At 31.2% G+C, this 16299-nt stretch carries 18 protein-coding genes; 9 read left to right on the forward strand and 9 right to left on the reverse strand.

Annotation, left to right across the window (positions count from 1 at the left end; translation table 11 throughout):
* Positions 1 to 21 precede the first annotated feature (21 nt).
* The 3 genes from PK35_RS07970 to PK35_RS07980 all read left to right on the forward strand — a co-directional run bounded on the left by PK35_RS07970 (position 22) and on the right by PK35_RS07980 (position 2107).
* Positions 22 to 393 (forward strand): DUF4258 domain-containing protein, encoded by a 372-nt coding sequence (locus PK35_RS07970; RefSeq protein WP_044626180.1) that lies wholly within the window; start codon positions 22 to 24, stop codon positions 391 to 393.
* A 1-nt stretch (position 394) separates the two neighbouring features.
* Complete coding sequence (locus tag PK35_RS07975; protein WP_082048550.1) at positions 395 to 985, forward strand: sugar transferase; 591 nt, start codon at positions 395 to 397, stop codon at positions 983 to 985.
* 66 nt (positions 986 to 1051) lie between these two features.
* Positions 1052 to 2107 carry an SDR family NAD(P)-dependent oxidoreductase gene (locus PK35_RS07980; protein ID WP_052825930.1) on the forward strand — a complete coding sequence of 352 codons (1056 nt, stop codon included), beginning with the start codon at positions 1052 to 1054 and terminating at the stop codon, positions 2105 to 2107.
* Between the two features lie 2 nt (positions 2108 to 2109).
* Here the strand turns inward: PK35_RS07980 and PK35_RS07985 are convergent, their stop codons facing one another.
* Positions 2110 to 3282: a proline dehydrogenase family protein gene (locus PK35_RS07985; protein ID WP_044626181.1), complete on the reverse strand. Its 1173-nt coding sequence runs from the start codon at positions 3280 to 3282 to the stop codon at positions 2110 to 2112.
* A gap of 97 nt (positions 3283 to 3379) precedes the next feature.
* Between PK35_RS07985 and aroB the strand changes: the two genes are divergently transcribed.
* The gene (aroB, locus tag PK35_RS07990) at positions 3380 to 4447 is read left to right on the forward strand and encodes a 3-dehydroquinate synthase (RefSeq protein ID WP_044626182.1); all 1068 of its coding nucleotides are present in this window, start codon (positions 3380 to 3382) and stop codon (positions 4445 to 4447) included.
* Between the two features lie 84 nt (positions 4448 to 4531).
* Here aroB and PK35_RS07995 read toward each other — a convergent pair whose 3' ends face one another.
* From PK35_RS07995 to PK35_RS08005, 3 genes are all read right to left on the reverse strand, one after another.
* Positions 4532 to 5305 (reverse strand): polysaccharide biosynthesis/export family protein, encoded by a 774-nt coding sequence (locus tag PK35_RS07995; RefSeq protein WP_044626183.1) that lies wholly within the window; start codon positions 5303 to 5305, stop codon positions 4532 to 4534.
* A gap of 161 nt (positions 5306 to 5466) precedes the next feature.
* Positions 5467 to 5946 carry an Lrp/AsnC family transcriptional regulator gene (locus tag PK35_RS08000; RefSeq protein ID WP_044626184.1) on the reverse strand — a complete coding sequence of 160 codons (480 nt, stop codon included), beginning with the start codon at positions 5944 to 5946 and terminating at the stop codon, positions 5467 to 5469.
* Positions 5947 to 6016: 70 nt separating this feature from the next.
* Complete coding sequence (locus tag PK35_RS08005; protein WP_044626185.1) at positions 6017 to 7159, reverse strand: M14 family metallopeptidase; 1143 nt, start codon at positions 7157 to 7159, stop codon at positions 6017 to 6019.
* Between the two features lie 290 nt (positions 7160 to 7449).
* Here PK35_RS08005 and PK35_RS08010 point away from each other — a divergent pair, with 290 nt between their 5' ends.
* Positions 7450 to 7854: a helix-turn-helix domain-containing protein gene (locus PK35_RS08010; RefSeq protein ID WP_044626186.1), complete on the forward strand. Its 405-nt coding sequence runs from the start codon at positions 7450 to 7452 to the stop codon at positions 7852 to 7854.
* Positions 7855 to 7898: 44 nt separating this feature from the next.
* Positions 7899 to 8267 (forward strand): hypothetical protein, encoded by a 369-nt coding sequence (locus PK35_RS08015; protein WP_044626187.1) that lies wholly within the window; start codon positions 7899 to 7901, stop codon positions 8265 to 8267.
* A gap of 2 nt (positions 8268 to 8269) precedes the next feature.
* Here PK35_RS08015 and PK35_RS08020 read toward each other — a convergent pair whose 3' ends face one another.
* Both PK35_RS08020 and PK35_RS08025 read right to left on the reverse strand, forming a co-directional pair.
* On the reverse strand, positions 8270 to 8770 hold the full coding sequence (locus tag PK35_RS08020; RefSeq protein ID WP_044626188.1) for a hypothetical protein: 501 nt from the start codon (positions 8768 to 8770) through the stop codon (positions 8270 to 8272).
* A 17-nt stretch (positions 8771 to 8787) separates the two neighbouring features.
* Positions 8788 to 9549: an MBL fold metallo-hydrolase gene (locus tag PK35_RS08025; protein WP_044626189.1), complete on the reverse strand. Its 762-nt coding sequence runs from the start codon at positions 9547 to 9549 to the stop codon at positions 8788 to 8790.
* 96 nt (positions 9550 to 9645) lie between these two features.
* Here PK35_RS08025 and PK35_RS08030 point away from each other — a divergent pair, with 96 nt between their 5' ends.
* Positions 9646 to 11112, forward strand: a complete 1467-nt coding sequence (locus PK35_RS08030) for a hypothetical protein (RefSeq protein ID WP_044626190.1) — start codon at positions 9646 to 9648, stop codon at positions 11110 to 11112.
* An 87-nt stretch (positions 11113 to 11199) separates the two neighbouring features.
* On the opposite strand, the gene bcp is transcribed toward PK35_RS08030, so the two are convergent.
* Entirely contained in the window at positions 11200 to 11652 is a 453-nt protein-coding gene (gene bcp / locus PK35_RS08035) for a thioredoxin-dependent thiol peroxidase (protein WP_044626191.1), read from the reverse strand.
* A gap of 38 nt (positions 11653 to 11690) precedes the next feature.
* Here bcp and PK35_RS08040 point away from each other — a divergent pair, with 38 nt between their 5' ends.
* Complete coding sequence (locus tag PK35_RS08040; RefSeq protein ID WP_044626192.1) at positions 11691 to 12350, forward strand: endonuclease III domain-containing protein; 660 nt, start codon at positions 11691 to 11693, stop codon at positions 12348 to 12350.
* Between the two features lie 18 nt (positions 12351 to 12368).
* Here PK35_RS08040 and PK35_RS17735 read toward each other — a convergent pair whose 3' ends face one another.
* Together PK35_RS17735 and PK35_RS08045 are read right to left on the reverse strand one after the other, a co-directional pair.
* Positions 12369 to 12509: a hypothetical protein gene (locus PK35_RS17735; protein ID WP_202903827.1), complete on the reverse strand. Its 141-nt coding sequence runs from the start codon at positions 12507 to 12509 to the stop codon at positions 12369 to 12371.
* A gap of 57 nt (positions 12510 to 12566) precedes the next feature.
* Positions 12567 to 13151 (reverse strand): RNA polymerase sigma factor, encoded by a 585-nt coding sequence (locus PK35_RS08045; RefSeq protein ID WP_044626438.1) that lies wholly within the window; start codon positions 13149 to 13151, stop codon positions 12567 to 12569.
* Between the two features lie 313 nt (positions 13152 to 13464).
* On the opposite strand from PK35_RS08045, the gene uvrA reads away from it, so the two are divergent.
* Positions 13465 to 16248 (forward strand): excinuclease ABC subunit UvrA, encoded by a 2784-nt coding sequence (uvrA, locus tag PK35_RS08050; protein WP_044626193.1) that lies wholly within the window; start codon positions 13465 to 13467, stop codon positions 16246 to 16248.
* Positions 16249 to 16299 lie beyond the last annotated feature (51 nt).

Genomic DNA, 16299 nt, shown 5'->3' on the forward strand with positions numbered 1-16299 from the left:
TTTTTTCAATTTAAATTTTAAATGAAGTTTATTCACAGACTCGGGTATTATCTCGGTGGTTTTTCAATAGGATTAATTGTTTTAGCCTTTTTTTTAAGTGGAAAAAAAACATCTTGCAGCTATGGTCCAGAAGCCAGAGTTATAAAAAATATTAACTCAAAAAAACTTGTTTATACTAGTAATGTGTTTTCAGTATTAAACCAAAATAACTTAGACACCTCGCAGGTTAATAATGCTATTAAACATGGTAATATTAATTTCTCAAAAAGTGAAACCCGCAAAGAACCTTGCGCTACTTATTATTTAGAAAATGTTTTAAATGATAAAACTATTACGCTAACAATTGAAAACTGTGATAGTATTGCAACAATTACTCAATTGAAAATTAAATAACATGATAAAACGCTGTTTTGATATTTTATTTTCAATAACAGGACTCATTTTATTATTTCCAATACTTGTTTGTGTAGCTATTCTTGTTAAGCTCGACTCTAAAGGCTCGGTAATATTTAAACAAGAACGTGTTGGTAAAAACAACTCCAATTTTACGTTGTACAAATTCCGAACTATGCGCACTTTGCAAAACCCATCTTCCTGCTTAACCATTGGAAATACAGATACTCGCATTACCAACGTTGGTTATTATTTAAGAACATTTAAATTAGACGAACTCCCGCAACTACTCAATATTTTAAAAGGTGATATGAGCTTTGTTGGCCCACGACCAGAATTACGCTATTTTATAAATAAATATTCGGGAACCGATTTAGAAGTGCTACAAGTAAAACCTGGTTTAACCGGTTTAGCTTCCTTAAAATATAAAAATGAAGATGAATTATTAAAGGCCGCAGAAAACCCAGAGCATTATTATATTACAACTATTTTGCCAGACAAAATTAGACTCAATAAAATATATATTGAAACTCAAAGTTTCTTTCTGGATGTAAAAATTATATTCAAAACAATTTTTAGCATTTTTAAGTAAACCGCTAAATTGCTTACTTTGCAAGTATCATAATTAAATCTTTTTATCAAATTTGGCATAAATTTCATGGATAATAAAACTGCTAACCGAATAGACAATTTATTGCTAAGTGCTGAAGTGTTTTCAAAACCTTCTAACGAAGATATTATTCCATGTAATTTTACCGAAGAAGTTATTTTAATTACGGGTGCTGCTGGCTCTATTGGAAGCGCATTAGCGAAACAACTTACAAATTCAACTTACAAAAAACTAGTACTTGTTGATATTGCTGAATCGCCTTTATACGAACTCATTAAAGACTTAGAAAACCAAAACACCTTAAATATGGAGTTTGTAATTTTAAATATTACTGATGAAGCTTCCTTAAAAAAGGTATTTGAAAAATATAAACCAACCATATTATTTCATGCAGCGGCATACAAACACGTGCCTTTAATGGAAAGTAATCCGTTTGAAGCCGTAAAACTTAATATTTTTGGTACCAAGTTACTAGCAGATTTAGCTATTACATTTAAGGTGAAAAAATTCATATTTATTTCTACCGACAAAGCTGTAAACCCAATAAGTATTATGGGTTTAACTAAATTGATAGCGGAACATTACTTAAACTTCCTTTCAGAAAATAAAAACACAAAATTTTTAATAACACGCTTTGGAAATATTTTAGGTTCCAACGGTTCTGTTGTGCCGCTTTTAAAAAAGCAAATAGATTTCAATTTACCCCTAACCGTAACAAATAAAGAAATTTCCAGATATTTTATTAGTAAAGAAAGTGCTTGTGCATTAATTTTAAAAATTGCAGAAACCGAAAATTCTAGTAACACTTTTACATTTAATATGGGGGAACCGATTAAAATTATTGATTTAGCCAAACGAATGATTCATTTAGCCAAACTAAACGAAAATTATCCGATTAAAATAACAGGTTTACGCCCTGGTGAAAAACTGAATGAAGAGATTATTAATAACTATGAAAAATTAAACCCTTCAAAAAATCCTGATATTTTTATTGTAGAAAACTCTAAACGTAAAATTAAACCAATCGATTTTTCAAAATTAAATCAAATGGATTTAGCTTTATCAGCAAAAGAGATTAAGGATATTTTATATAGTTTACTATAATTTTAAACTTTTCTGCGGCGTTTTTCTCTTCCTAAAAGCGCTAACTCTCTACCAGTTTGTCCAGCAACCGAAGTATTTTCTTCAGCACGACGAATTAAATATGGCATCACATCTTTTACCGGTCCAAAAGGCACATACTTTGCAACGTTATAACCTTGAGCCGCAAGGTTAAAACTAATATGGTCGCTCATGCCGTAAAGCTGACCAAACCAAACTCTATAATCGTTATTATCTAAACCTTTTTCTTGCATTAACCGCATTAATAAATAAGAACTATCTTCATTATGTGTTCCTGCAAACAGATGTATGGTTTCTAGATTATTCATTATGAAATGTAAACCAGCATTAAAATTTTGATCGGTTGCAAATTTACTTTCGCAAATTGGCGTGTTATAACCTCTTGCCTCCGCCCTGTCATTTTCCTTTTCCATATAAGCACCTCGAACCAATTTATAACCTAAAAAATAGTTACCCGATTTAGCTTTTTTAAATTCTTCCTCTAAAAAATCCAATCTATCGTGCCTATACATTTGTACCGTATTAAAAACAATAGGTTTGTCGGTATTGTATTTTTGCATCATTTGTGTTACTAAATCATCGGCAGCTGTTTGCATCCAGCTTTCTTCAGCATCTATTAAAACTGTAACATCACATGCTTTCGCTACTTTACAAACAGCATCAAAACGTTGTACAACACGCTGCCATTCGACCTGTTCTTCAACTGTTAATGTCTTACCTTCTCCTAGTTTTTCATATAGATAAAAGCGACCAAACCCAGTAGGTTTAAACACAGCGATTGGCATCGCTTTGTTATCTTTACCAAATTCAATTATTTTAATAATTTTATCTCGAGCAGCATCAAATTCTTTTTCGTTCGCCTTACCTTCAACCGAATAATCTAATACCGAACTCACGCCTTTGGTGTACATTTTTTCAATTACCGGCAAGCAATCTTCTTCATTTACACCACCACAAAAATGATCAAAAACTGTAGAACGAATTAAGCCTTCAATAGGTAAATGTGCTTTTAGTGCAAAATTAGTTGCTGCGGTTCCTATTTTTACTAAAGGTTCGATAGATATCATTTTAAACAAAAAATAAGCACGCTCTAATTCAGAATCATTTTTAAGAGCAAAGGCTATTTCGGTGTTATTAAAAATTAAATCGGTATTCATATTTTGAAAAAATTTTGACAAAGATAATTATACCGAAGCTATCTTTTTTTACAAAATCTCCTTAATTTCACATCCTCAAAAAATTAATTTCATTTTCATGGATTCAATTATCGCAAATAACAGCACGATACATTTTAATGCCAATTGTTACAACGCTATAAACAAGCATATTAAAGAGAATAATTTTTCTAAAATTTTTATTTTAGTTGATGAAAATACACATCAATTTTGTTTAGCAAGTTTTTTAGAAAAGCTTGAAACAACTATTAGCCTTGAAATTATTGAAATAGAATCCGGTGAAATAAACAAAACCATTGATACTTGTGTTGGGGTTTGGAATACCTTGTCCGACTTAGATGCCGACAGAAAAAGTTTAATGATTAATGTTGGTGGTGGTGTAATTACAGATTTAGGTGGTTTTGTAGCTTGTACGTTTAAGCGTGGCATTGCCTATGTAAACGTACCAACAACATTACTTTCTATGGTTGATGCATCGGTTGGAGGAAAAACTGGAGTTGATTTAGGTCATTTAAAAAATCAAATTGGTGTTATTGATAGTCCTGATTTAGTTTTAATTGACACTAATTTTTTAGATACTTTACCAAGTAACCAAATGCGCTCTGGTCTAGCTGAAATGCTAAAACATGGTTTAATAAGCGACGTTAATTACTGGAATAAGTTTAGTGATTTATCGAAACTTTCATTAGACGATTTAGACGAATTAATTTATGAATCTGTAATAATAAAGCGTAACGTTGTTACAGAAGATCCTAGAGAAGACGGATTGCGGAAAACCTTAAATTTTGGACATACACTTGGCCATGCTATTGAAACTTATTTTTTAGGTAACAAGGCTAAAACCACGCTTTTACATGGTGAAGCCATTGTAATTGGAATGATTTTAGCAAGTTATATTTCAACTGAACTAACCAATTTCCCAAAAACTGATCGAGATTTTATAAAAGATTTATTTATTAGTTACTACGGAAAAACTACCATCGAAAAAGCTGACATAAAACCAATACTTGAATTACTTAAGTACGACAAGAAAAATAGCCACGGTAATATCAATTTTGTGTTATTAGAAGCTATTGGAAAACCTAAAATAGATTGTATTGTGGATGAAAGTATTATTTTAAATGCTTTTGATTATTACGCGAACTAACAAAAAACAACTAAAACCTTAAAGCAATAAAAAACTCCACTTTTTTTAGTGGAGTTTTTTCATTTATAAAATAAAATTTTAAATTTAATTTACTGTAACAAAAATAAGTGTTGTGGTTAACAAAAATGAAGTTATTGTCATTATAGTATTTAAACGTCTATCCCCTGAAGCACTACTTATAGCCGAATTGTTAGGTTCCACATAAATATAATCGTTTTGAGTTAAATAAAATACTGGGGAATTAAAAATTTCTTTACTAGTTAAATCAACCCTTGTATAAACTTTCGTTCCGTTTTGGTTTCTAATTACCAAAACATTATCACGTTTACCATTAATATTCAAATCACCTGCCATTCCAAGTGCTTCTAGTATAGTAACTCTACCATTTGGAACCTCATAAACCCCTGGACTATTTACAGCTCCAGTAATTGTAACTCTGTAATTTAAAATTCTAATAATAACCACTGGATCTTTCAACAAGTTACCATCTTTAAACTTTTTCTTGAATAATTCCTTTGCTTCTTCTACAGTTAAACCTAAAAGTTTTACTTTACCCAACACAGGAAAATCTATATTTCCATCAACATCAATAATATATTCTACCAAACTGCCTCCACTACCTGATTGAATCATTACATTATAAGGTTGAGCAAGTTCAGGGTTTAATGTAGAAATATAAACACTAACAATATCGCCAATCTTTAATTTTGCTTCAAAAGTATCGGTATCCACCATGGTTTCAAAGTCCTTGGCATTTTGAAAATAAACAACATCTTTCTTTGTAACACAGGATGTGAAACAAAAAGAAACTAAAATTATGACTAAAAATTGTTTGAAATTTAGATTAAGTTTTTTCATTATTAATGTATTAGAAATGGGTACAACAAAATGTGTTGTAAATATCATTTTTCGAAATTAAATGGTCAAAAAAATTCTTTAAATTACCAAATACTACTGTAATCTACACTTTTAAACAAAAAAAGCCCTCGAAAGAGAGCTTTTATAAATAAACTTTTATTTTATAAATCGTTAAAAATAGAGTGCATTAAACGTTTTTTATCGTTTATACTCTCTTCTAGCGAAATCATGGTTTCGGTTCTGTAAACACCTTCAATATCATCTAACAAGAAAATAACTTCTTTCGCATGCTCAGTACTTCTAGCTCTAATTTTACAGAAAATATTAAATTTACCTGTTGTGATATGTGCTACTGTAACATAAGGAATTTCGTTTATACGCTCTAAAACAAATTTAGTTTGCGAAGTATTATTTAAATAAACACCTACATAAGCAATAAAAGAGTATCCTAATTTTTTATAATCTAACATTAACGAAGAACCTTTAATAATGCCCGATTCCTCCATTTTTTTTACACGAACATGCACTGTTCCTGCCGATATTAATAATTTTTTTGCTATGTCTGTAAATGGTATTCTTGTGTTATCTATTAACATATCAAGAATTTGATGATCGATTTCGTCCAGTTTAATTTTTCCCATAATTAATTTTTGTTAAACAAAAAGTAAAATTAATACATTTTTATTAAAAATAACACATAAAAAGTACGTTTTATTTCGGTATTAATGATGTTTTTTCATTATTCATTATCACGAAAACGTTTTCGTAACCTATTTTCACTACTTCACCATTTTCGTCACACACAATACCTCCTTTAGCATCCATTTCATTATGTCCATAAAACGCGCATAAATCTTCTATTTTTTCAATTTTAGGCTTAAATTTAATTTCCTCTTCTTCTAAAACTTCTTGATATTGAACAGCGATATCTAAAACTTCATTATTAAATGTTGCATTTCTAATGATGACATCAAAAAAACTTTTTTCATTTTCTGGAATCTTAAAATACTCTTCATACAAACCTCCTGAAACATCATTATTTGCAATATAAACCAAGGATTTTACATAAGATAAATAAATTAGTTCGCGAGTAAACTCTCTTCCGTAATCGTTATTAAAATGACCAGCTTCAAACAATATAGTTGGTATATTTTCACTTTGAAAAGTATCTCCAACGCAATTTAAATTAAAAGCATCATCATACACTCCTATTTGCTCTGGAATTACGTCTTGCAAGGCTTCATTCATTTCTGCTATAATTTCCATAGCAACTTTTCTATTGTCTGTTACAGTGCATGCTTCATCCTGTGCTGGAGCCAAAAACGATACTGTTGCAGATTTACCTGTATTTCCAGCCCCAAAAATGGTTCGTTGACCATGCAAATTATAACAATAATGCGGCTTAAAACTAGTAAAAACGGTTCTTAAGCATTTACTTTCCGGTTGCGATAAGTTTTGAGCATCTCTATTTAAATCAACTTGGTTAGCGTTTATTCTCGTATAGGCCTCGGCGCCATCAGGATTTAAAATTGGTATTATATATAAGGTACATTTAGTTAAAATGTCCTTTAAATATTCTTCGGTTTTAAAAGAATTTAATAAGTCGAAAATAGCCTTAGTTGTAGTCGATTCATTTCCATGCATTTGTGACCACATTAAAATTCGCTTTTCACCAGATCCTATTTTTAGACCATAAATAGGCTTATTTAAAACCGATATTCCTATTGTTTCAACAACAATACTACTATCTAAATTTTTAATTAATGGCTCTATGTGCTTATTAATTATATATCGATGCGATAAACTCGTCTCTTTGTTTTTTTTAAACAGTGTTCTTATTTGTGCAGTATTCATGTTTTTTTATTGAGTTACAAATGTAAACAATATTAAAGTTACATATGTAAACAACAAAAATATTGAAGTTTGATACAATTGTAAACAGAAATTAGTCATACTTAATAATAGTAGTTACAATTTATTTCTTAGCAAAACAACCAAGTTAATTAAATTGTGTAAATGAGATATTTAATAAACTTTACATAAAGTAATTATTTAAATATATTTAGTGTTTTGGCTTTGTAAATTTCATTTTTATTTTAACCTATTTACTTTTGTAAACTTATTTTTTTATAATTTTGTTTACAATGATAAACAATGAAAATTTTATTAAACGGCTTCAAAAAGTCATCGAATATTATGGCGAATCAGCCTCCTCTTTTGCTGAAAAAATTGGAGTGCAACGTTCAAGCATTTCTCATATTCTATCAGGACGAAATAAACCCAGCTTAGATTTTATTTTAAAAATTTTACATACTTACCCCGAAATAAATTTGTACTGGCTTTTTAATGGTAAAGGTGAGTTTTTTGGTGAAGATGAAAATAAATCAATTAAAAAGGAATTACCCAAAGAAGATTTGTTTTCGGCAAACTATAGCGAATTAGAAAAAAAGCAAGCTAATATCAATACGAGTTTTGAAGAAAAAGGCAAAACTATTGAACGCATCGTTATTTTTTACACCGATGGAACTTTTAAAAACTTCAACAACTAATTAAAATATCTTTCTACTTTTGCTAAGAATTTTAATTAAACCTTATGCGATTTTTATATTTAATTTTATGTGTATCACTTTTTAGCTGTTATAATACGACTAGAAATTGTAGTGATTTTAAAATAGGGGAATTTTACAGTGAAGTTAATATTAACGGAACTTTATATAAATCCAATTTTTATAGAACTGAAGATTTACAGGTTGAAATATATAACAACAAAATTGACTCTTCAAAACTCCGATGGATTAATGATTGTGAAGTTATTTTTAAAACCATAAACCCTAAAAACAGAGCAGAACGCAAAGATGTTCATTTAAAAATTCTAACAACCACCGATTCGTCTTACACCTACGAATACTCGTATGTTGGCGAAACTAAAAAGCAAAAAGGCATCGCTTATAAAGCGAAATAATTTCAATTAACCGGATATAAAAAGGCCTCCGATAATTCAAAATCTACTGATTTATCTGTATTTACAAAGTATTTTACTAATACTTCGCCCCAAAATTCACCATCGGAAAAGTTAGCAATTAACCATTTATGGTTTAAAAACTTAACGTTGTTTATTAGCATTTTTCTACCGTCGCTCGAAGTATATGGTACAAGTGGGTGTTCTCCTTTTACGGTATTAGTTTCATATAATTTATCTTTTATATACGGAATTAGTGCTTCAACTTTATAACCGTCTGCTTCAAAATAACTTAAAGCATCTTCATTTTGCTCTAAACTAAAACCAGAATAATCCTGTAATTTATGATGCAAGCCTACTACCGAATCTTTATATTTTTCAACTTGAACTTTAAAACCTTCGTTTTTTTTATTTAAATCTTCAAAAACGCGTTTTGCATTTACATATTGAAAAATCACTAACAATACGGCAAAAACAAATAGGTACATAAAAATTCTCTGTTTCATTTTTTCTTTTCTGTTTTTTAAATAAATAATTCTAAACCATCATAAGCCAAAAATACATTTTCGGGTAATGTTTTTTCAACTTCATCATGAAAACCAAGTAAATGGCTAATGTGCGTTAAATAGGCTTTTTTAGGATTTACACGTTTTATAAAAGCTAATGCTTCCTCTAAATTAAAATGCGAATGATGCGGCTGATCTCGTAACGCATTAACAACCAAAACATCAATATTTTTTAACTTCTCCACCTCGTCATCTTCTATAGTTTTCATGTCTGTGAGATATGCAAAGTCTCCAAACTTATAGCCAAAAACTTGTAGGTTTCCGTGCATTCCGTTTATCGGTTCTACTTCAAGGTTTTGCAACCTAAACGGTTTGTTTTCAACCACATTTTCAATAACCGCTGGAGCTCCAGGATATTTATTTTTACTTTCAAAAATATAATTAAATCGTATTCTAAGCTCATTTAAAACACGCTTGTGGGCATATAAAGGCATATCGCCATTCATATAATAAAATGGGCGAATATCATCGAGACCTAAAACATGATCGGAATGTTCGTGTGTAAATAAAATTCCATCTAGTTTTGTACAGCCCGATCGTAACATTTGATATCTAAAATCGGGACCACAATCAACAACATAACAAAAACTATCCCACTCAACCAAAATTGAAACTCGTAAACGTTTGTCTTTTTTATTAGTACTTAAACAAACCGGGTGCGTATTTCCAATTATTGGAACGCCTTGAGATGTGCCAGTACCTAAAAATGTAATTTTCAAAGTAATATTAAAGTTTGCTACAAAAATAAACTTATTTTTTTGTTTGCTTTACTTATTTAATACCTTTGTGTGAAACTGTTTTAACCTATATATACTATGGAAATCACCATAAAAGGAGATAAAGAAATCGATAACGTACCATCATTAAAAACCAAGGCGCTTCGTATTAATTTAAACGAAAACATTTACGGAACTTTCGCCGAAATTGGTGCTGGTCAAGAAACATGTAGACATTTTTTTAGAGCCGGTGGTGCTTCGGGTACTATTGCAAAAGCAATGTCGGCTTACGATAAAGATTTTAGTGATGCCATTTATGGGACTGAAGATGATGGGCGCTACGTAACAGAAGCCAGATTGCGCAAAATGTTGGCCCATGAAATGAACTTAATTGAAGACCGTATTACTCGCGAAAAAAACCCTAATAAAATATTTTTTACCTATGCTAATACCGTAGCAACTATTGATTTTGCAAAACAATTTAAAGGACATGGTTGGGTTGGTATTCGATATCAAGTTGAAGCTACGGGCGATTATAACGAAATTATTTTACACCTTAGGTTTAAAGAAACCGATGCACGTTTACAACAAGAAACCTTAGGTATTTTAGGTACAAACTTAATTTACGGTGCTTTTTACAAATACAACGAACCCAAAAAATTACTACGTTATTTGTACGATCACTTACATAAAGATCAAGTAGAAATTGACACAATAAACTTCTCTGGGCCAGTATTTAAAAATGTAGACAACCGTTTAATGAGTTTGCAACTGGTTAAAAATGGCATGACCGATGCTGTAATGTTTGGTCCTGATGGTACCAACGTTTTACCTGCAAAAATTTTCTACAAGAAAAATATTTTAGCACTTCGTGGAAGCTTTAGGCCTGTAACTAAGGTAAACATGGCGATGTATGAGAAATCGTACGAGATGTTTATTAATGAAAATAAAGTTTCAAAAGAAAAAACCGAAGTAGTTTTTGAAATCACCTTATCTAATCTTAGAGCCGAAGGTGAAATTGATGAACAGGATTTTATTGATAGAGCCGATTTACTTTGCTCTCTAGGGCATTCGGTTATGATTTCCAATTTTCAAGAATACTACAAAGTTGTTGAATATTTCTCGAACTACACCAAAGCTAGAATGGGCTTAGTTATGGGCGTTAGCAATATGATTGATATTTTTGATGAAAAATACTATCGCCATATAAGCGGCGGTATACTTGAAGCTTTTGGTAAACTATTCTTTAAAGATTTAAAAGTTTACTTATACCCAATGCTCGATACCGATTCTGGTGAGTTAATAAACAGTGAGAATTTAAAAGTTCATCCAAGAATGAAAGAGCTATTTAAATTCTTTAAATACAACGGAAAAGTGATAGATATTGAAGAATACGATAAAAGTATTATGAATATTTTCTCTCGTCAAATATTAAAAATGATTACCAATGGTGAATCTGGTTGGGAAGATATGGTTCCTGAAGGTACAGCCGAATTAATTAAAGATTACCGCTTATTTGGTTACACCCGTAAACCACTTACTTTAAACCGGAAACGTTTAAAATAATAAAAACACTTTCTTTAAAATGCAATATGTCATTTTAAGCCAATTTTCAATAAGCTTAAAATGACATATTTTTTTATACACTACCTGTTACTCTAAAATTTGAGCAGCGTGATCTTTAGTTTTAACCTTATCAATAACACGTTCTACAATACCATTTTCGTCTACTAAAAATGTTTTGCGGTGTATGCCATCGTATTCACGTCCCATAAACTTTTTAGGCCCCCAAACCCCAAATGCATTAATAACTGTTTTGTCCTCATCAGCTAATAAAGGGAACGGAAATTCATATTTGTTTTTAAAGTTCGATTGACGTTTTTCACTATCGGCGCTAACACCTAAAAGCTCATAACCCGCTTCTTGTAAGCCTTTATAATTATCTCTTAAATTACAAGCTTCGGCTGTACAACCTGGTGTACTTGCTTTTGGATAAAAAAACACCACTAACTTTTTTCCTTTATAATCGCTTAACGACACCACATTTCCTGCTTCATCTTTTACCGAAAAATTTGGAACAGCATCGCCTTGTTTTAATGTATTCATAATAGTAACTTTGATTTTTTCACTACAAAAATACAATAATGACAAAAAACGAAAAGGTAAATTTTGTTATAAACACCTTATATAAATTATACCCTGAAATACCTATCCCTCTAGATCATAAAGATCCATATACATTACTTATTGCTGTATTAATGTCTGCACAGAGTACCGATGTTCGTGTAAACCAGATAACACCGCTTCTGTTTGAAAGTGCCGACAATCCATATGATATGGTAAAACTTACGGTTGAAGAAATTAGAGATATTATTAAACCTGTTGGTTTATCTCCAATGAAAAGCAAAGGTATTCATGGTTTATCTAAAATTTTAATTGAAAAATATGATGGAAAAGTACCTCGAACCTACGAAGCACTTGAGGCTTTACCAGCTGTTGGACATAAAACCGCGGCAGTAGTACTTTCGCAAGCTTTTGGCATACCTGCTTTTCCGGTCGATACGCATATTCACAGATTAATGTATCGTTGGAATTTAAGTAATGGCAAAAACGTTGTGCAAACCGAAAAAGATGCCAAACGTTTATTTCCAGAAGAATTATGGAACGATTTACACCTACAAATTATTTGGTATGGTCGCGAGTACTCGCCTGCTCGTGGTTGGAATTTAGAAAAAGACATCATTACTAAAACAATAGGAAGAAAATCGGTTTTAGATGATTACTACAAATCAAAAAAGTCCTGATAAATCAGGACTTTTCATTTAATTTAGAAGCGCTTCAAACTTCATTTTTTTATAATTTATAACACTTAAAGCCTTAGAGTAATTTAGAAGAAATTTAACCGTTTCTTCTTGGGGCTGCATTTCATTTAATGATTTTTGTTCAGAGTAAAGTTTTGCCATTTTTTTATTTTAAAAGTTATTTCAGATGAATAACGTGGCAAAAATTACTTTATTGTATTAATTTGTTAAAACTATATTATGCTTCTCTATAATTTTACGCAAATTAATAAGCGCATAACGCATTCTTCCTAACGCAGTATTAATGCTAACACCGGTTTTATCCGATATTTCTTTAAAACTCATATCCTTGTATATTCGCATTAAAAGCACTTCTTTTTGATCGTCGGGTAATTCTTCAACCAAGCGACGTACGTCGCTTTCCACCTGTTCTTTAATAATACTTTTTTCAGCATTTAAACTCGTATCGCTCAATACCGAAAAAATACTAAACTCACCCGCATTATCAAATTTTGGCATGCGGTTATTTTTTCTAAAATAGTCAATAACAAGATTGTGAGAAATACGCATTACCCATGGTAAAAACTTTCCTTCTTCATTATACGCACCTCTTTTTAAGGTATTTATAACTTTAATAAACGTATCCTGAAAAATATCTTCAGCGACATCCTTATCATAAACTTTCGAGTAAATAAAACTGTAAACTTTTTGTTTGTGCCTAACTATTAATGTTTCTAAAGCCGATTCTTGGCCTTTAATATAGCTACTTACTAATGTGGCATCAGGAATTAATTGATCTTGCATAATCATTACTTTTTTTCAAAGAAATTGCTTCTTTGCTTGGGGTTAAATGTTTAAAAAAGTAATGTTAAACTATAGGCAAGTGTTTAGTTAAAACGATTATACATTGCCAAATATAACAACAATCGTTCCTAAAAAACAATTTTTAATTATTTTTTTCAGGATAAACCCCATAATTTATGGTTTTTAACGATTTATATGCGCATTTTAAGGTGTTTAATGGCTTATCTAGCATTGGTCTGCTTATTTTAAATACTAATAATTTAGCTAAGTAATGACTTAATAGTATCTTTGTTTTTTATCCTTTTTAAAGTTTATGAGCGTAAATATTTCCGAAGTAAATCCTAAAGAAAACATCATTATAAAAGGTGCTAAACTGCACAATTTAAAAAATATCGATGTCGTAATTCCACGAAATAAATTAGTGGTAATCACTGGTTTATCGGGTTCAGGTAAATCTAGCTTAGCTTTCGATACGCTTTACGCGGAAGGGCAGCGTCGTTATGTTGAAAGTCTGTCGAGCTATGCACGTCAATTTTTAGGACGTTTAAATAAACCTAAAGTAGATTATATAAAAGGCATTGCTCCTGCCATTGCAATCGAACAGAAAGTAAACTCTACAAACCCGCGCTCAACCGTTGGTACAACTACAGAAATATATGATTACCTCAAACTTTTATTCGCTAGAATTGGTAAAACCTACTCGCCTATTTCTGGCAATGAGGTAAAAAAAGATACGGTTACCGATGTTATAAATCATATAAAAACTTACCCCGAGCGTGAAAAAATGCTACTTCTCGCTCCTATTTACCTTGAAGAAGGTCGCTCGATAAACGATAAACTTAAAGTATTAAACCAGCAAGGTTACGCCAGAATTAAAGTAAATGATGCTGTTTTAAGAATTGATGAAGCAGATAGTATTTCTGAAAAAGACCACGTTTTATTGGTTGTAGATAGAATTATTACAAAAACTGATGAGGATTTCTATAATCGTTTGGCCGACGCCATACAAACCGCTTTTTTTGAAGGTAAAGGTGAATGTATTATTGAAACTTTAAACGATAATAAACAACGACATTTTAGCAATAAATTCGAGTTAGATGGTTTAAATTTTCTTGAGCCGAACATACATTTATTCAGTTTTAACAATCCTTATGGCGCTTGCCCAAAATGTGAAGGATATGGCGATATTATTGGTATAGATGAAGACTTAGTAATACCAAATACAGGGCTTTCGGTTTACGAAAATGCTATTTTTCCGTGGCGCGGAGAAAGCATGAGTTGGTACAAAGATCAATTAGTAAACAATTCACATAAATTCGATTTCCCTATACACAAACCGTATTTTGAATTATCTGAAGCTCAAAAACAACTCGTTTGGGATGGCAATTCCTTTTTTGAAGGGTTAAACGCCTTTTTTGAAGAATTAGAGTCGAAAGCCTATAAAATACAAAACCGTGTAATGCTATCACGCTATCGCGGAAAAACTAAATGTAAAGCCTGTAATGGCAAACGTTTACGCGAAGAAGCTAATTATGTTAAAATTGCTGGGGCAACACTAACCGATTTGGTTGAAATGCCTTTAAATAAGCTAGCAAATTTCTTTAATCAATTAGAATTGAACGATTATGATACCACGGTTGCAAAACGATTATTAAAGGAAATTAACAGTCGTTTATCATTTTTAAGCAACGTTGGGTTAGATTATTTAACCTTAAACCGAAAATCGAACACACTTTCAGGTGGTGAAAGTCAGCGTATAAATTTAGCTACATCATTGGGTAGCAGTTTGGTTGGTTCGATGTATATTTTAGACGAGCCTAGTATTGGGCTGCATCCAAAAGACACAGAGCGTCTTATTTTAGTATTAAAACAGTTACGCGATTTAGGAAACACAGTGATTGTTGTAGAACACGACGAAGATATTATGAAAGCTGCCGACAGTATTATTGACATTGGTCCCGAAGCAGGTACTTTTGGTGGTAATGTAGTTGCAAAAGGCGATTATAGTGCCATTTTAAATTCCGAATCGCTTACCGCTAAATATTTAAATGAAAATTTAAAAATTGAAGTTCCTAAAAAACGAAGAACATCAAAATACAGTGTCGATATTATTGGGGCTCGTGAAAACAATTTAAAAAACATCGATGTTAGTTTTCCTTTAGGCATGCTAACTGTTATTACTGGTGTTTCTGGAAGTGGAAAAAGTACATTAATTAAAAAAATACTCTTTCCTGCATTACAAAAAAAACTTACCGATTTTAGTGATAAACCAGGACAATTTTCGGAAATTAAAGGTAATTTCACCAATATAAAACACATCGAATTTGTGGATCAAAACCCTATTGGACGCTCTTCGCGATCTAATCCTGTAACCTATGTTAAGGCTTATGATGATATTCGTTCGCTCTTCTCGAAACAGAAATTGAGTTTAATACGAAACTACCAACCAAAACATTTTAGTTTTAACGTAGATGGTGGACGTTGTGAGACTTGTAAAGGCGAAGGTGAAGTAACCATTGAAATGCAATTTATGGCCGATGTACATTTAGAATGTGAAACTTGTAAAGGAAAACGATTTAAAAAAGAGGTCTTAGAAGTTAATTTTAACAACAAAAACATTGATGATATTTTAAACTTAACCATCGATGATGCTATTGACTTTTTTGAAACAACCAAGCAGTCAAAAATTAAAAAGAAACTCCAACCTTTAAAAGATGTTGGTTTAGGTTATGTTACTTTAGGACAAAGTTCTTCTACCCTTTCTGGTGGCGAAGCACAACGTATTAAGCTGGCCTCATTTTTAGGCAAAGGAAGTAATAAGGATAACACCCTTTTTATTTTTGACGAACCCACAACAGGACTTCACTTTCACGATATTAAAAAATTACTAAAATCGTTTGATGCCTTAATAGAAAACGGACACTCTATTATTGTCGTAGAACACAACTTAGATTTAATTAAATGTGCCGACCACATTATTGATTTAGGGCCAGAAGGTGGTGAAAATGGTGGTAATTTGGTCACTTTTGGAACACCTGAAGCTATTGTGAAGGTAAAAGCTTCTGAAACTGGTAAATATTTAAAAGATAAAATTTAAAAGGTTGTTTAACAATTCCTGCCTAGTTTTTGTTAAACAACCCTTTACAAG

This window comes from Neotamlana nanhaiensis (assembly GCF_000943555.1).
In the GTDB taxonomy this organism is placed as follows: Bacteria; Bacteroidota; Bacteroidia; order Flavobacteriales; family Flavobacteriaceae; genus Neotamlana; species Neotamlana nanhaiensis.

Excerpts from the sequence above, each read along its gene's own strand:
- PK35_RS07970 (WP_044626180.1), top strand. The coding sequence starts at position 22 with ATGAAGTTTATTCACAGACTCGGGTATTATCTCGGTGGTTTTTCAATA.
- PK35_RS07975 (WP_082048550.1), top strand. The coding sequence starts at position 395 with ATGATAAAACGCTGTTTTGATATTTTATTTTCAATAACAGGACTCATT.
- PK35_RS07980 (WP_052825930.1), top strand. The coding sequence starts at position 1,052 with ATGGATAATAAAACTGCTAACCGAATAGACAATTTATTGCTAAGTGCT.
- PK35_RS07985 (WP_044626181.1), bottom strand. The coding sequence starts at position 3,282 with ATGAATACCGATTTAATTTTTAATAACACCGAAATAGCCTTTGCTCTT.
- aroB (WP_044626182.1), top strand. The coding sequence starts at position 3,380 with ATGGATTCAATTATCGCAAATAACAGCACGATACATTTTAATGCCAAT.
- PK35_RS07995 (WP_044626183.1), bottom strand. The coding sequence starts at position 5,305 with ATGAAAAAACTTAATCTAAATTTCAAACAATTTTTAGTCATAATTTTA.
- PK35_RS08000 (WP_044626184.1), bottom strand. The coding sequence starts at position 5,946 with ATGGGAAAAATTAAACTGGACGAAATCGATCATCAAATTCTTGATATG.
- PK35_RS08005 (WP_044626185.1), bottom strand. The coding sequence starts at position 7,159 with ATGAATACTGCACAAATAAGAACACTGTTTAAAAAAAACAAAGAGACG.
- PK35_RS08010 (WP_044626186.1), top strand. The coding sequence starts at position 7,450 with ATGATAAACAATGAAAATTTTATTAAACGGCTTCAAAAAGTCATCGAA.
- PK35_RS08015 (WP_044626187.1), top strand. The coding sequence starts at position 7,899 with ATGCGATTTTTATATTTAATTTTATGTGTATCACTTTTTAGCTGTTAT.
- PK35_RS08020 (WP_044626188.1), bottom strand. The coding sequence starts at position 8,770 with ATGAAACAGAGAATTTTTATGTACCTATTTGTTTTTGCCGTATTGTTA.
- PK35_RS08030 (WP_044626190.1), top strand. The coding sequence starts at position 9,646 with ATGGAAATCACCATAAAAGGAGATAAAGAAATCGATAACGTACCATCA.
- bcp (WP_044626191.1), bottom strand. The coding sequence starts at position 11,652 with ATGAATACATTAAAACAAGGCGATGCTGTTCCAAATTTTTCGGTAAAA.
- PK35_RS08040 (WP_044626192.1), top strand. The coding sequence starts at position 11,691 with ATGACAAAAAACGAAAAGGTAAATTTTGTTATAAACACCTTATATAAA.
- PK35_RS17735 (WP_202903827.1), bottom strand. The coding sequence starts at position 12,509 with ATGGCAAAACTTTACTCTGAACAAAAATCATTAAATGAAATGCAGCCC.
- PK35_RS08045 (WP_044626438.1), bottom strand. The coding sequence starts at position 13,151 with ATGCAAGATCAATTAATTCCTGATGCCACATTAGTAAGTAGCTATATT.
- uvrA (WP_044626193.1), top strand. The coding sequence starts at position 13,465 with ATGAGCGTAAATATTTCCGAAGTAAATCCTAAAGAAAACATCATTATA.